Annotated in this window: 16 protein-coding genes; 5 read left to right on the forward strand and 11 right to left on the reverse strand. The window is 69.6% G+C overall.

Annotation, left to right across the window (positions count from 1 at the left end):
• Positions 1-37 precede the first annotated feature (37 nt).
• The gene (locus ACZYRS_RS02190) at positions 38-1,255 is read right to left on the reverse strand and encodes a LysM peptidoglycan-binding domain-containing protein (RefSeq protein WP_198788887.1); all 1,218 of its coding nucleotides are present in this window, start codon (positions 1,253-1,255) and stop codon (positions 38-40) included.
• A 160-nt stretch (positions 1,256-1,415) separates the two neighbouring features.
• Between ACZYRS_RS02190 and def the strand changes: the two genes are divergently transcribed.
• Genes def through ACZYRS_RS02215 form a run of 5 tightly spaced genes read left to right on the forward strand, consistent with a single transcriptional unit; the run spans position 1,416 to position 4,471 of the window.
• Entirely contained in the window at positions 1,416-1,934 is a 519-nt protein-coding gene (gene def, locus ACZYRS_RS02195; protein WP_198788888.1) for a peptide deformylase, read from the forward strand.
• Between the two features lie 5 nt (positions 1,935-1,939).
• Positions 1,940-2,446, forward strand: a complete 507-nt coding sequence (locus tag ACZYRS_RS02200; RefSeq protein ID WP_198788889.1) for a hypothetical protein — start codon at positions 1,940-1,942, stop codon at positions 2,444-2,446.
• A complete protein-coding gene (gene fmt, locus ACZYRS_RS02205) occupies positions 2,443-3,396 on the forward strand; it encodes a methionyl-tRNA formyltransferase (RefSeq protein WP_198788890.1) in 954 nt (317 codons plus the stop codon). Before ACZYRS_RS02200 ends, fmt begins: the two co-directional genes overlap by 4 nt.
• A complete protein-coding gene (locus tag ACZYRS_RS02210) occupies positions 3,396-4,136 on the forward strand; it encodes an AzlC family ABC transporter permease (RefSeq protein WP_463417956.1) in 741 nt (246 codons plus the stop codon). Before fmt ends, ACZYRS_RS02210 begins: the two co-directional genes overlap by 1 nt.
• On the forward strand, positions 4,133-4,471 hold the full coding sequence (locus tag ACZYRS_RS02215; RefSeq protein WP_463417957.1) for an AzlD domain-containing protein: 339 nt from the start codon (positions 4,133-4,135) through the stop codon (positions 4,469-4,471). Before ACZYRS_RS02210 ends, ACZYRS_RS02215 begins: the two co-directional genes overlap by 4 nt.
• An 18-nt stretch (positions 4,472-4,489) precedes the next feature.
• Here ACZYRS_RS02215 and ACZYRS_RS02220 read toward each other — a convergent pair whose 3' ends face one another.
• From ACZYRS_RS02220 to ACZYRS_RS02265, 10 genes are read right to left on the reverse strand one after another with little or no spacing between them, the layout of a single operon-like run.
• Complete coding sequence (locus ACZYRS_RS02220; protein WP_463417958.1) at positions 4,490-5,422, reverse strand: NAD(P)-dependent oxidoreductase; 933 nt, start codon at positions 5,420-5,422, stop codon at positions 4,490-4,492.
• A gap of 17 nt (positions 5,423-5,439) precedes the next feature.
• Positions 5,440-6,933, reverse strand: a complete 1,494-nt coding sequence (styD, locus tag ACZYRS_RS02225; protein WP_463417959.1) for a phenylacetaldehyde dehydrogenase StyD — start codon at positions 6,931-6,933, stop codon at positions 5,440-5,442.
• Positions 6,934-6,958: 25 nt separating this feature from the next.
• The gene (locus ACZYRS_RS02230; protein WP_463417960.1) at positions 6,959-7,660 is read right to left on the reverse strand and encodes an ABC transporter ATP-binding protein; all 702 of its coding nucleotides are present in this window, start codon (positions 7,658-7,660) and stop codon (positions 6,959-6,961) included.
• Positions 7,647-8,438 (reverse strand): ABC transporter ATP-binding protein, encoded by a 792-nt coding sequence (locus ACZYRS_RS02235; protein WP_463417961.1) that lies wholly within the window; start codon positions 8,436-8,438, stop codon positions 7,647-7,649. The genes ACZYRS_RS02230 and ACZYRS_RS02235 overlap by 14 nt, the downstream gene beginning before the upstream one ends.
• Entirely contained in the window at positions 8,435-9,430 is a 996-nt protein-coding gene (locus ACZYRS_RS02240) for a branched-chain amino acid ABC transporter permease (RefSeq protein WP_463417962.1), read from the reverse strand. The genes ACZYRS_RS02235 and ACZYRS_RS02240 overlap by 4 nt, the downstream gene beginning before the upstream one ends.
• Entirely contained in the window at positions 9,427-10,299 is an 873-nt protein-coding gene (locus ACZYRS_RS02245; protein WP_463417963.1) for a branched-chain amino acid ABC transporter permease, read from the reverse strand. The genes ACZYRS_RS02240 and ACZYRS_RS02245 overlap by 4 nt, the downstream gene beginning before the upstream one ends.
• Before the next feature lie 5 nt (positions 10,300-10,304).
• Positions 10,305-11,468, reverse strand: a complete 1,164-nt coding sequence (locus ACZYRS_RS02250) for an ABC transporter substrate-binding protein (protein ID WP_463417964.1) — start codon at positions 11,466-11,468, stop codon at positions 10,305-10,307.
• 37 nt (positions 11,469-11,505) lie between these two features.
• Entirely contained in the window at positions 11,506-12,417 is a 912-nt protein-coding gene (locus tag ACZYRS_RS02255; RefSeq protein WP_463417965.1) for an NAD(P)-dependent oxidoreductase, read from the reverse strand.
• Between the two features lie 11 nt (positions 12,418-12,428).
• The gene (locus tag ACZYRS_RS02260; RefSeq protein ID WP_463417966.1) at positions 12,429-12,815 is read right to left on the reverse strand and encodes a carboxymuconolactone decarboxylase family protein; all 387 of its coding nucleotides are present in this window, start codon (positions 12,813-12,815) and stop codon (positions 12,429-12,431) included.
• Positions 12,816-12,847: 32 nt separating this feature from the next.
• A complete protein-coding gene (locus ACZYRS_RS02265; RefSeq protein ID WP_463417967.1) occupies positions 12,848-13,150 on the reverse strand; it encodes an EthD family reductase in 303 nt (100 codons plus the stop codon).
• Positions 13,151-13,311 lie beyond the last annotated feature (161 nt).

The raw sequence follows: 13,311 nt of genomic DNA on the forward strand, positions 1-13,311 counted from the left end.
ACGGGTACGGGCGAGGACGTGTGCGCCGAAAAGCCGGTCAGGGGTTGACGAGGAAGTCGCCCGCCTTCGGGGTGTCGTTGATCTCGAGCACCAGGGCGTACGACACCTTCTCGAAGGTGCGGAACACCATCAAAAGACCGATGCGTTCGTTCGGCAGCTTGATGGTTTCCTTGCGCGCGCCGGTGCGGTCCAGGATGGTTTCGCCGTTCTTCAGAATCGCCAGCACGTGGCCGCTGTCGATGCCGTCGCGCGTGCCCTTGTTGATGGCCACCACCTGGTTCTGCGCCGCGAACTGCACCGCATTGCCGTAGACCGAGATGATCCGGCCGTCGACCTGCGTTGAAGGCGCGCGCGGCGCATAGCTCAAGAGCTGGCGCGGCGGCTCGGGCAGCAGGCGGTCGCCGGCGCGCATTTCTTCCCGCGAGGCCACGATGTCGATGCTGGCCGGCACGACCGTGATGATGTCCTTGTCGTCGACCGTCTCGATGGTGGTCGATTCGCCGCGCTGCAGCTGGGCCTTGCCCAGGTACTGCGCCTCGTAGCCGAGGATTTCGCCCGTGCCCGGGTCCTTCAGCGGCGTGGCGTTGCGGAAGATGCGGAAATGCTGGACCGGGCCCGGCACCTCGACCAGCGGCGATTCGGGGTTGCCGCGGGCGTAGGCCCGGTCGCCGCGCGACAGCAGCACGCGGCTGTCGTTGCCGGCAACGATGCGCGGCGCGCTCTCGAGCGTGTTGGCGTCCACGACGATCGGCTCGCTCAGGAAGGGCTCGATCAGGCTCGGGTTGAGCGTGGGCAATGCCATGCCGGCCAGCGAGTCGAAACGGGTGCGGGGTGACAGCTTGATGGTGCCGCCGTCGCCGCTCACACCGCCGCGGCGGGTGGTCAGGCGCGCCCGGCCGCCGCTCTTGTCCAGGTACAGGACCTGGCCAGGATAGATGCGGTGGGGGTTGGCGATCTCGTTGATGTTCATGCCCCACAGCTCCGGCCAGCGCCAGGGGCGCAGCAGGTAGAGGCGGGAGATGGCCCAGAGGGTGTCGCCGGGCTTGATCGTGTATTCGTCCGGCGCCTTGGGCGACAGCTCGCTCAGCGGCACGCCCGCCTGGGCGGTCTGCTGGGCCGTGGCGCGCTGCTGGGGCGTGACGGGGTAGTTTTGTGCCCAGGCCGTGGTGGCGCCGCAACTGCCGATTACCGCCAGGGCGGTCAGCGTGGCGAAGAGATTGGGGCGCTGGCGTTCGGTGGATCTGAGCTTTTTCATGTCTGGATGGGTGAGCGCACGACGTATCGTTGCGCATACGAATCTCACAATTTGCTACGAATTCTGCGCCCGAAGCCCTTGAGAGGGCAACGTTTTCGGGCCCGCGGGGCGCCCGGCGTCGCGGAATTGGCGAAAATAGCCACAACTTCCCCCCGATTTCATGGCCAAACGAATCATTCTGAGTTACCCGGACAAGCGCCTGCACACGGTGGCCAAGCCGGTGCAGGGCGTCGATGCGCGCATCAAGGCCCTGGTTGCCGACATGCTGGAGACCATGTACGACGCCGAAGGCATCGGCCTGGCAGCAACCCAGGTCGACGTGCACGAGCGGCTCGTCGTCATCGATGTGTCCGAGGAGCGCAACAAGCCGATCGTGCTGATCAACCCCGAAATCACCTGGGCCAGCGACGAAAAGGTGCTCAATGAAGAGGGCTGCCTCTCGGTGCCGGGCATCTACGACGGCGTGATGCGTTCCACCTCGGTCAAGGTCCAGGCGCTCGACGAGAACGGCGACATGCGCACCATCGAGGCCGAGGGCCTCCTGGCCGTGTGCGTCCAGCACGAACTCGATCACCTGCTGGGCAAGGTGTTCGTGGAATACCTCTCGCCGCTGAAGCGCAACCGCATCAAGAGCAAGCTGCTCAAGCAACAGCGCGAAGAAACGCGCGAACGGGCCTGAATCTCATGACCTCGCGCAGCCTCGGCTCCCTCGCGGCATTGGCGGCTCTCGCGGTTCTGGCGGCCATTGCCGGCTGCGCCAACGAGCCCACCCGCGTCCAGCCCGGCGCCTCCGCCGCCGACACCCTGCAGCGCCTGGGCGCCCCCACGGGCCGCTATCCGCTCAACAACGGCGGCGAGCGCCTGCAGTATTCGCGCATGCCGGCCGGCTTCGAGGTCACCGACATCGACGTGGACGCATCCGGCAAGGTCGTCTCGGTGACCCAGGTGCTCAGCGAGGCGCGCTTCGGCTACGACATCAAGGTCAACGAGTGGCGCCAGAACGACGTCATGGCGTTCTACGGCCGGCCGTACCAGATCGACCGCGTGAGCTCCTTCGACGGCCAGGTCTGGACCTGGCGCTACAAGGCGGTGAACGAGCGCCGCATGCTCTATATCTACATCGACCCCACCGGCGTGGTCCGCCGCTATCACACGGGGGATGACCTCGAATTCGAACGGGTCCGGGATTGAGCCGGCTGAAGGTCGCTTTTGCGGGCACGCCCGAGTTCGCGCGCGTCGCGCTGGAGGCCATCGCCGCCGCCGGCCATGACGTCGTGCTGGTACTAAGCCAGCCCGACCGGCCCGCGGGCCGCGGCATGAAGCTGCAGGCCTCCCCCGTCAAGCAGTGCGCGGTCGCCAACGGCTGGCCGGTGGCGCAGCCGCGCAGCCTTCGCCTCGACGGCAAGTACCCGGACGAAGCCGCCATCGGCCGCGATGCCCTGCAGAAGGCCCAGCCCGACGTGATGGTGGTCGCCGCCTACGGGCTGATCCTGCCGCAGTGGGTGCTCGACCTGCCGGCGCACGGGTGCCTGAACATCCACGCGAGCCTCTTGCCGCGCTGGCGCGGCGCCGCGCCGATCCACCGCGCCATCGAGGCCGGCGACGCCGAAACCGGCATCACCATCATGCAGATGGACGCGGGCCTGGACACTGGCGACATGCTGCTGCGCGAAGCCCTCGATATCGGCGACGACAGCACCGCCCGCCTGCACGACCGCCTGGCCGCGCTCGGCGGCCGGATGATCGTCGAAGCCCTGGCGAACCTCGGCAACCTCGCCCGCACGCCGCAGCCGACCGAAGGCGTCACCTATGCCAACAAGGTCGAGAAGCACGAAGCGCAGATCGACTGGGCCCAGCCCGCCGACGCCATCGTGCGGCGCATCCGGGCGTTCGATCCGTTCCCGGGCGCCAACAGCCCACTCGACGGCGAGACCATCAAGCTCTGGACCGCGCACACGGTGCCCGCCGATGAAGCGGCGGCGCCAGGCACGATCCTGGCCGTCGACGACACCGGCGTCGCGGTGGCCACCGGCAATGCCGGCGTGGTGCTCACCGAGCTCCAGCGCCCGGGCGGCAAGCGCCTGCCCGTGGCCGATTTCCTGCGCGGCTTCGACCTGAAGCCCGGGCAGGTGTTCGGCTGATGTTTCTTTCATCGGCAATCCGCCAGCGCCCCGAATTCCACAAGGGCATCCGCGACATGTCCTCGGCCGCACTGGGCATCGGCGCCTGGGGCCTGATGACCGGCGTGGCCATGGTCAAGTCGAACATGAGCGTGGTCGAGGCGGTGGCCATGACGCTGTTCGTGTACGCCGGCAGCTCCCAGCTGGCGGCCATTCCGCTCTTGTTCGCGGGTGCGCCGGCCTGGGTGATCCTGGCGACGGGCTTCTGCGTCAACCTGCGCTTCGTGGTCTTCAGCCTGCACCTGCGGCCCTACCTCATGCACATGCCGCGCTGGCGGCGTATGACCCACGGCTACCTGACGGCGGACCTGAGCTACGCGCTCTTCACCCGGCAGTACCCGGCGCCGCCCCTGACCATTGCCGAGCAGCAGTCGCAGGAGGCCTATCTCACCGGCAACTACTTCGTGACCTGGTGCTCCTGGATGGGCATGAGCCTCCTGGGCATCGCCCTGGCCAACTTCATTCCGCAGACCTGGGGCCTGGGCTTCGCCGGCGTGCTGAGCCTGGTGGCGATCGTCTGCTCGATGGCGACGACGCCGCTGCGCATCCTGGCCGCGCTGATCGCCGGCGCCACCGCGGTCGCGGCCTATGCGCTGCCGCTCAAGCTGAACATCGTCGTGGCCATCGGCGCCGCGGTGCTGCTGTGCTTCTGGCTGGAAAAACAGTTCGGGCTCGACCCCGACGCGGAGGACGACAAGTGACCGGCACCACCGACCTCTGGACGCTGGGCGTCATCGCCGGCCTGGCCCTGGTCACGGTGCTCACGCGCTGCTTCTTCTTCATCCTCGACCGCCCGTGGGGCCTGCCGGACTGGGCGCACCGCGCGCTGCACTACGCGCCAGCGGCCGCGCTGGCCGGCGTGATCGCGCCCGAGATCGTCATGACGCAGGGCCACCTGATCACCACGCTGCACGACGCGCGCCTGTACGCGGCCGTCGTCGGCGGCGCTTACTACTACTGGCGGCGCGGCGTGCTCGGCACGATGCTGGCGGGCATGGCGGTGTATTTGCCGCTGCACCTCTGGGCGGGCTGGTAAGGCCCGCCGGCTCCGCTGTTATTTGGGCGAAGGCGAGCGGATCTCCGTGTGCGTGAGGTCTTCCACCCACCGCACCAGCTCGCTGACGCTCACGCCTTCGCCGCGCGCCAGGTGGGCCGCCTGCCAGAGCTGCTGGCTCACGCCGCTGACGGGCGCGGGCATGCCCATCTCGCGCGCCAGGTCCAGGGCGATGCCCATGTCCTTGAGCATCAGCTCGAGCTTGAACGGATCGTCGAAGCTGCGGCTGAGCACGCGCTGGTGGATGTGGGTGCGAGTGATCCACGAACCGCCGGTGGCCTCGTTGAGCACGTCGGTCATCACCGCGGGATCGAGCCCGGCGCGGGTGCCGATCGCCAGGCCCTCGGCCGTGGCCGTGAGCGTCACCGCGGTGATGAGGTTGTTCAGGCACTTCATCGTGTGGCCGGCGCCCAGACCGCCCAGGTGAAACACCGCGCGCCCCATCACGTCGAGCAGCGGCCGCACGCGCGCCACCTCGTCCTGGCTGCCGCCGACCATGAAGACCAGCTCGGCCGCCTGCGCGCCCCAGGCCGCGCCGGACACCGGCGCATCGACCATGCCGATGCCGCGCTCGCGCAGGCGCTCGGCCGTCTCGCGCGTGATCCAGGGTTCCGCCGAGGAGGTGTCCAGCAGCAGCGCGCCTTCGGTCCAGCCGGCGGCCAGCCCGTCGTCCCCGAACACCACGTCCCGCACCACGCGGCCGTTGGGCAGCATGGTGATGACGATGTCGCTGTGCTGCGCGACTTCGCGCGGCGAGCCGCACGCGCGCGCCTGCGCCAGCGGCTGCGCGCATTGGGCGGCCAGGCCCGGCGTGGCGTCGCACAGCGACACGGCGTAGCCCGCTTTGGAGAGATGGGCGGCCATCGGCCCGCCCATGACGCCCAGGCCGATGAAGCCGATGCGGGGTTTGAAGGAACTGGAGGAGTCGGTCATGCGTGTCTCGTCGGAAATCAATAAGCGATGCACACCGACTTGAGCTCGGTGTAGGCCTCGATGGCGCTGCGTCCGTGTTCTCTGCCCACGCCGGACGACTTGAAGCCGCCGAACGGCATGTTGGGGTCGACCATGTTATGCGTGTTCACCCACACGGTGCCCGCGTCCAGGGCGTCGATGGCCCGCTGCGCGCTGTCCAGCCGGTTCGTCCAGACGCTGGCGCCCAGCCCGTAGATCGAGTCGTTGGCCTCGCGCAGCACGCTGTCCAGGTCGGTGAAGGGCATCGCCACCAGCACCGGCCCGAACACTTCCTCGCGCACCAGCGTCAGCGGCTTGCCCGCGGTGTTGGCCACGACCGTCGGGCGCACGAAGTAGCCCGCGCCCTCGCCGGCCTTGCCGCCCGCCACGATCTCGCCGCCTTCGGCCGTGGCCGTGGCGATGAGCCCCATCACGCGGTCTCGATGCCGGGCGGAGACCATGGGACCCATCTGCGCCAGCGGGTCGAGCCCGGCCCCCAGCACCGTGGCATCGGCCACCGCGGCGATGCCCTCGACCACCTTCTCGTAGAGCGGCTTGGCGATGTAGAGGCGCGAGCCCGCGGTGCAGACCTGGCCGTGGTTGAAGAAGATCGCGCCGGCCGCGCCCTGCACCGCCGCGCCGACGTCCATGTCGTCGAGCACCAGCACCGGGCTCTTGCCGCCGAGCTCCAGCGCCACGCGGCGGATGTCGCGTCCGCACTGCGCGCCGATGATCCGGCCGACCTCGGTCGAGCCGGTGAAGGTGATCTTGTCGACACCCGGATGGCGCACCAGCGCCGCGCCGGCGTTTTCGCCGTCGCCGGTCACCACGTTCAGCACGCCCGGCGGAAAGCCCGCCTGCAGCGCCAACTCGGCCAGCCGCAGCGCCGTGAGCGGCGTCTCTTCCGCCGGCTTGAGCACCACCGTGCAGCCGCAGGCCAGGGCCGGCGCGATCTTCCACATTGCCATGGCGAGCGGAAAGTTCCACGGCACGATGGCGCCCACCACGCCCACCGGCTGGCGATGGGTGGAGGTGCGGTAGCGCGTGCCGGGCGGGAACGGAATCGACACGTCGAAGGTGGCGCCTTCGATCTTGGTGGCCCAGCCGGCCATGTAGCGCAACCACTGCGCGCTGCCGCCCACCTCGATGGCATGCGACCAGGGCAGCAGCTTGCCCTGGTTGAGCGTCTCCAGCCGCGCGAGCTCGTCCGCGTTGGCTTCGATCAGGTCGGCCAGCCAGTTCATCAGCCGTTCGCGGTCGTACGGCGTGAGGCCGCGCCAGCCAGGGGCTTCAAGCGCGCGCCGCGCCGCCATCACGGCGTCGTGCACGTCCTCGGCGGCGCCGGCGGGAACCTGCGCGATCCGTTCCCCGGTCGCCGGGTTGAAGACCGGCAGCGTGCGGCCCGATGCGGCATCGCGCCATTGCCCGTCGATGAGCATCCGCGAGCGCAGGGCCTGCGCGCCGGCGGGTGGGGTATCGGTGTCGTGTGTCATGGTGAGTCCTTCCAGATTCGAAGATTCAGATGCCCAGGTAGGCGTTGCGAACGGCGGGATCGGCCAGCAGCGAGCGGCCGGTGCCGGTGTGGACCACGCGGCCGCTCTCCAGCACGTAGCCGCGGTCGGCGATCGACAGCGCCGCGGCGGCGTTCTGCTCCACCACGAGCATGGTCACGCCCTCGCCGCGCAGCCGGGCCAGCACCTCGAAGATCTGGTCGATCAGCAGCGGCGCCAGGCCCAGCGACGGTTCGTCCAGCAGCAGCAGCCGGGGCTTGCCCATCAGCGCGCGGCCGATGGCGAGCATCTGCTGCTGGCCGCCCGAAAGGTCGGATGCGATGCGCCGGCGCATCTGGCCGAGCACCGGAAACATCGCGTAGATGCGGTCCATGTCGCGCCCGACGTCCGCGTCCCGCCGGCGGTAGGCGCCCAGCCGCAGGTTGTCTTCTACCGACAGCGGCTTGAACACCTGCCGTCCCTCCGGCGAATGCGCGATGCCCCGCGTCACGCGCAGGTGCGCCTTGACCTTGTCCAGCGGCTCGCCCATGAAGCGGATGCGCCCGTGCGTGGCCGGATGCAGGCCCGAGAGCGTGTGCAGCAGCGTGGTCTTGCCCGCGCCGTTGGCGCCCAGCAGCGCGACGATCTCGCCCTTGCGCACCTCCAGGTCCACGTCCTTGAGCACCGAGACCCGGCCGTAGGAAGTGCACAGTCCTTCAACCTGCAGCATGTGCGGCCTCCTGCGTGGCGTGGCTTCCGAGGTAGGCGGCGATGACCTCGGGGTCGCCGCGCACCTCGTCGGGCGTTCCCTCCGCCAGGATGCGGCCCTGGTTGAGCACCAGCACCCGGTGCGACAGGCGCATCACCATCTTCATGTCGTGCTCGATCAGCACGATGGCCACGTCGCTGCCGGCGATGCCGCGCACGATGGCCTCGATCTCGCCGGTCTCCACCGCGTTGCAGCCCGCGGCCGGCTCGTCCAGCAGCAGCACCTGCGGCTCGCTGGCCAGGGCGCGCGCGATCTCCAGCCGCTTGAGCGATCCGTAGGAGAGGTTGGCCGCCGGCGTGTCGGCATGCTGCGCGAGGCCGATGCGCGCCAGCGCCGCGTGGGCGCGCTCGCGCGTCTCCTTGTTCTGCCGCAAGACCGACGGCCAGCCCAGCATGTCGGCCAGCAGGCTCGTGCGCTCCCAGCGGCAGCGGCCGATCATCACGTTCTCCAGCGCGGTCTGCTGCATGAAGATCTGCAGGTTCTGGAAGGTGCGCGACAAGCCCAGGCGCGCCAGCCTGAACGGCGGCTGCCCGCTCACGTCCGCGCCCTGCAGGCGCAGGCTGCCGCTGCGCGGCCGGTAGAGGCCCGAGACCATGTTGAACAAGGTGGTCTTGCCCGCGCCGTTCGGTCCGATGATCGAGAGGATCTCGCCGCGCCGCGCCTCGAACGACACGCCGTCCACGGCCACCACGCCGCCGAAGGCGATCGACAGGTCTTTGACTTCGAGTGCCGCGCTCATCGCGTCCTCCTGGCGATCAAAGCGCCCAGCGCGGGCACGATGCCCCGGCGCAGGAACATCATCGACAGCATGATGATCAGCCCGACCGCCATCTCCTGGTAGTCGTGGAACGCCGCCAGCAGTTGCGGCAGGAGCGTGAGCAGGGCCGCGCCGACCAGGGCGCCGTACGGCGTCGCGACGCCGCCGATCACCACCATCGCGACGAACTCCACCGAGGTCATGAAGTTGGCGACATCGGGCGTGACGAATCCGTTCATCAGCGCCAGCGCCGCGCCGGCCACCGCCGCGTAGACGGCGGCGATCACGAAGGCCTGCAGCTTGCGCCGCGCCACGTCCACGCCCATGCTCGCCGCGGCCACCTCGCTGTCCAGGATCGCGCGCAGCGCGCGGCCGGTCGGGCTGTCGCGCAGCACCACCGAGAGCGCCGTGCCGGCCAGCAGCAGCGCCCCGCTGATCCAGTACCAGGCCGCGGGCGACGCGACCGGCGCACCGCCGACCACCAGGCGCCGCACGTCGATGCCGTCCGGCCCGCCGGTCAGCGCGACCTCGCTGGTGATCACCAGCCCGATCAGCAGCGAGAAGCCCAGCGTGGCGATCGCCAGGTAGTGGCCCTTCAGGCGCAGGATCGGCTTGCCCACCAGGTAGGCGATCAGCGCGCTGGCGAGCACGCCGGCCAGCGCGGCCAGCGGCGTGGGGACCTCGTAGCGCAGCGGCAGCACCGCCGCCGCGTAGGCGCCGATGCCGAAGAAGCCCGCATGGCCCAGGCTGATCTGCCCGGCCAGGCCCATCAGGATGTGCAGGCCGATCGCACCCAGCCCCATGATCCACACGAGCGCGACGATGCGCAGCACGTAGTTCGAATCCACCACCACGGGCAGCAGCGCGATCACCAGCGCCAGCAGTCCGAGGGCGCCGCGGCCCGAGCGCAGCCAGGCGAAGGGGCCGGCGCGGCGAGGCACCGGCGCGGCGCTTGCTTGCGGAATCGGGTTCATACCCGGTCCACCAGCTTGCTGCCCATGAGGCCGTTGGGCATGGCCAGCAGCACCAGGATCAGCGCCACGAACGCGACGCCGTCCTTGTAGACGGAGGTCACGTAGCCCGCCGCCAGTGCTTCCAGCAGGCCCAGCGCCAGTCCGCCGAGCACCGCGCCCACCGGGTGGCCCAGGCCGCCGAAGATCGCGGCCGAGAAGCCCTTGAGCGCCAGCAGCGCGCCGATGTCGTAACGCGTGAGCGTGATCGGCGCCACCAGGATGCCGGCAATGGCGCCCAGCGCCGCCGACATCCCGAAGGCCAGCAGCAGGATGAAGGAGATGTCGATGCCCACGATCTGCGCGGAGAGGCGGTTGGCCGCGGTCGCGCGCAGCGCCTTGCCGGTCAGCGTCTTGTCCAGGAACACCCACAGCGCGGTGAACATGGCCACCGCGCTGCCCAGCACCCAGAGGCTCTGCGGCAGCACGGTGGCGCCCAGCAGCGCGATCGGCGCGCCGTCCGAAAAGCTCGGCAGGCCGTGGAACTGCTTGTCGAACACCAGGCCGGCCAGCCCGCGGATGAAGATGGAGGCGCCCAGCGTGATGATGATCAGCGTCACCGCCGAGGCGCCGTGCGCGCGTTCGATCGCCAGCTTCTGCAGCAGCACGCCGACCACCACCGACAACACGATCGCCATCCCGGCGGCGGCGGCCAGCGGAACGCCCAGCGCGGCCAGGAACGCGGTCGTCATGCCGCCCAGCATCACGAATTCGCCTTGCGCGAAATTGACCACGTCCGAGGCGGCGTAGATCAGCGTGAAGCCGATCGCCACCACCGCGTACACCGCGCCGACCGTGAGGCCCGAGAAAAGGAATTGGAGAAGTTCGGACATCGGGTTCAGTCGACCAGGCTCCAGTCGCCGTTCTTCACCTCCACCAGCCGGAACGCGTCCGCGCTCAGGCCCAGGTGGTCCTGCGCCGACATGTTGACCAGGCCCGCCGTGCCGATGAAGCCCCGGGTCTGCTCCAGTGCGTCGCGGATCTTCTGCGGCTCGGCGCTGTTGGCCTTGCGGATCGCATCGACCACCATGGTCAACCCGTCGTAGGCGCCGCCGCCGAAGGTGGACACCGGCTGCCCCGAGGCCTTCTCGTAGGCGGCGGTGTAGGCCATGACCACGGGCTTCTGCGGATCGCCGGCCGGCAGCTTCGAGGCCACCAGCAGCGCGGCGGCCGGCAGGCGCACCCCCTCGGCCGCGGGACCGGACAGCTCGATGTAGCTCTTGGAGGCCACGCCGGGGTTCTGGTACAGCGGGATGCCCTTCATGCCCAGCTGGCCGTAGTTGCGCGTCAGCACCGCGGGCCCCTGGCCCGATGCGCCGGTGTTGAAGATCGCCTGCACGCCGGGCGTGCCCTTGATGCGCGTGAGCTGCGGCGTCATGTCGGTGTCCTGCGCGCCGTAGGTCTGGTCGATCAGGATCTGGATGCCGTAGCCGGCCACCACCTTCAGGCACTGCTCGCGCATCGAGGTGCCGAAGCCATCGGTGCCGGCGATCAGCGCGATCCTGGTGAACTGCCGCTTCTTCATGTCCGCGAACACCTTCTCGCAGCCCATGCGGTCGGTGTGGGGGCTCTTGAACACGTACTTGCGCACGGGCTCCACGATGTTCACGCTGCCGGCCAGCGACATGAACGGCAGCTGCGCGGCCTCGAGCACCGGGATCATCGCCATCGTCGTGCCGGTGGTCGATCCGCCCACTACCACGGCCACGTTGTCGCGCTCGGCCAGCCGCGTGGTGAAGGTGCGCGCCTTGTTCGCGTCGCTGGCGTCGTCGTAGGTCACCAGTTCCAGCGGCCGCCCGAGCACGCCGCCGGCGGCGTTGATCCGGTCGACGTACAGCTTGAGCGTGCGGGCCTCGGGGTCGCCGATGTAGGAGGCCGCACCGGTGATCGAGAGCACCGATCCGATGCGGATCGGATCGGCGGCCTCCGCGGCAAGCGATGCCAGCAGGGACATCGAGAGCGCGGCGGCGGTGCGGCGCGCGAGGGTTCGCAACGGGTTCATTGTTCTTGTCTCCTGCGTGATGAAGGGTCGGGGATGCTCAGTGCGCGGTCTGCTGCTTCCAGGCCAGGAACGCTTCGGTGTTGTCGCGGCCCGCGCCCAGGGCGTCGCGCGCATAGGCCCAGCGGTCGCGCACCAGGTCCAGCAGCGGCGCGGGCTGCGCCACCGCGACGCCCAGCTCGGCGGCGATGTTCACGTCCTTGGCCAGAAGGCCCACGGCGAAGCCCGAGGCGAACCGGCCTTGCACCACGTGCGGCTTCATCACCAGGTCGGTGTGGAAGTTGCGCCCGGTCGAGACGTTGAGGATGTCGACCATCGTCGAGGGGTCCAGGCCGAAGCGTTCGCCGATCAGCAGGGCCTCGGAAGTGGCGGCGAAGGCCGTGGCGGCCACGTAGTTGTTCAGCGCCTTCATCGCGTGGCCGCAGCCCAGCGCGCCGGTGGCGAACAGGCGATCGCCCATGGCGTGCAGCATCGGCAGCGCCTGCTCCAGCGCGATCGCGTCGTCGCAGCCGTACATGATGGCCAGCGTGCCGTCGTCGGCGCGCGCCACGCCGCCCGACACCGGCGCATCGATCAGCGCGATGCCGCGCTGCGCGAGCGCACGGCCCAGCTCGCGCGTTGCGACCGGCTCCGACGAACTCATGTCGATCACGATCGCGCCGGGCGAGAGCCGCGCGGCCAGGCCGCCCTTGCCGTCGGGTGCGTCGCCGGTGAGCACCGAGCGCACGATCGCGCCCGTGGGCAGCATGGTGACGACCAGCGTGCAGCCGGCCAGGTCCTCCAGCCGGGTCGTGCCGCTGCCGCCGTGTTCGCGCGCGAAGCGCTCGGTGCGCTGCGCATCGGTGTCGAAGGCCGTCACGGCGAAGCCGGCCTTCACGAGATTGGCGGCCATGCCCCAGCCCATGTTGCCGATGCCGATGAAGCCGATCCTGGGTTCTTCCTTGTTGCTCATGACGGTTTTCCTTATTCGAGGCCCAGGTCCTTGAGCACCTCGGCGGCCGCGCCGAAGCTGTCGACCGCGGCGGGAACGCCGGCGTAGACCATCGTGTGCAGCAGCACCTCGCGGATCTCGTCCTTGCCCACGCCGTTGGCGATCGCGCCGCGCACGTGGCCCTTGAACTGGTTCGGCCGCCCGAGGGTCGCGACGATCGCCAGGGTCAGCATGCTGCGGGTCTTGCGGTCCAGCGGCGCACGCGTCCATACCTCCCCGAAGCACCAGCGCGTGACCATGTCCTGCATCGCCGAGGTGAAGTCGGTGGCCGATTCGATCTGCGCGTCGGACCCGGCGGGGCCGAACATCTCGCGGCGCACGGCCAGTCCGGCCTGGAAGAAATCCTGTTCCTTGGACACGGGGTCTCCTTGGGTTGGGTGAATGGGGGCCATCACTGGCCGAGCGCGAAGTGCAGGACCGTCACGCCGCCGGTGGCGTAGTTCGCGGCATCGGCGCCGACCTGCTGTCCGATCGGCGAGGCCATGGCCCGGCCCAGCGCCTCCGCGCTGTCGAACTCGCCCTCCCAGATGCAGAAGTAGGGCGACGGCACGCCCACGCCCTCGATGTCGAAGGCGTGGCGGCTCGCTCGCAGGCCCGGCAGTTGCGCGGCGAGCGGCAGATGCTTCTGGACGTAATACTGGCGAAATTGCGCCGGGGAATGCGGCGTGGGATAGAGCACCAGAAGCTTGTGCATGGGTTGCTTTCCTCGTGTTCGGTGGCGTTCGGAATCGATGCCACGATCGTAGGAAGCGATGCGTCCGCAGGCTTGCAGTTGCGTGCACAGACTTGTCTGTGCGTGCGGTTGCGATGCAGCATCCGCGGCGGCCGATGTGCGCCCGCGTCTGCGCGACGCGG

The sequence above is a fragment of the Variovorax sp. AC194 genome, from assembly GCF_979257995.1.

Bases quoted from the DNA above. Each gene is read 5' to 3' on its own strand.
- ACZYRS_RS02190 (WP_198788887.1), bottom strand. From the start codon at position 1,255: ATGAAAAAGCTCAGATCCACCGAACGCCAGCGCCCCAATCTCTTCGCC.
- def (WP_198788888.1), top strand. From the start codon at position 1,416: ATGGCCAAACGAATCATTCTGAGTTACCCGGACAAGCGCCTGCACACG.
- ACZYRS_RS02200 (WP_198788889.1), top strand. From the start codon at position 1,940: ATGACCTCGCGCAGCCTCGGCTCCCTCGCGGCATTGGCGGCTCTCGCG.
- ACZYRS_RS02210 (WP_463417956.1), top strand. From the start codon at position 3,396: ATGTTTCTTTCATCGGCAATCCGCCAGCGCCCCGAATTCCACAAGGGC.
- ACZYRS_RS02220 (WP_463417958.1), bottom strand. From the start codon at position 5,422: ATGACCGACTCCTCCAGTTCCTTCAAACCCCGCATCGGCTTCATCGGC.
- styD (WP_463417959.1), bottom strand. From the start codon at position 6,933: ATGACACACGACACCGATACCCCACCCGCCGGCGCGCAGGCCCTGCGC.
- ACZYRS_RS02230 (WP_463417960.1), bottom strand. From the start codon at position 7,660: ATGCTGCAGGTTGAAGGACTGTGCACTTCCTACGGCCGGGTCTCGGTG.
- ACZYRS_RS02235 (WP_463417961.1), bottom strand. From the start codon at position 8,438: ATGAGCGCGGCACTCGAAGTCAAAGACCTGTCGATCGCCTTCGGCGGC.
- ACZYRS_RS02240 (WP_463417962.1), bottom strand. From the start codon at position 9,430: ATGAACCCGATTCCGCAAGCAAGCGCCGCGCCGGTGCCTCGCCGCGCC.
- ACZYRS_RS02245 (WP_463417963.1), bottom strand. From the start codon at position 10,299: ATGTCCGAACTTCTCCAATTCCTTTTCTCGGGCCTCACGGTCGGCGCG.
- ACZYRS_RS02250 (WP_463417964.1), bottom strand. From the start codon at position 11,468: ATGAACCCGTTGCGAACCCTCGCGCGCCGCACCGCCGCCGCGCTCTCG.
- ACZYRS_RS02255 (WP_463417965.1), bottom strand. From the start codon at position 12,417: ATGAGCAACAAGGAAGAACCCAGGATCGGCTTCATCGGCATCGGCAAC.
- ACZYRS_RS02265 (WP_463417967.1), bottom strand. From the start codon at position 13,150: ATGCACAAGCTTCTGGTGCTCTATCCCACGCCGCATTCCCCGGCGCAA.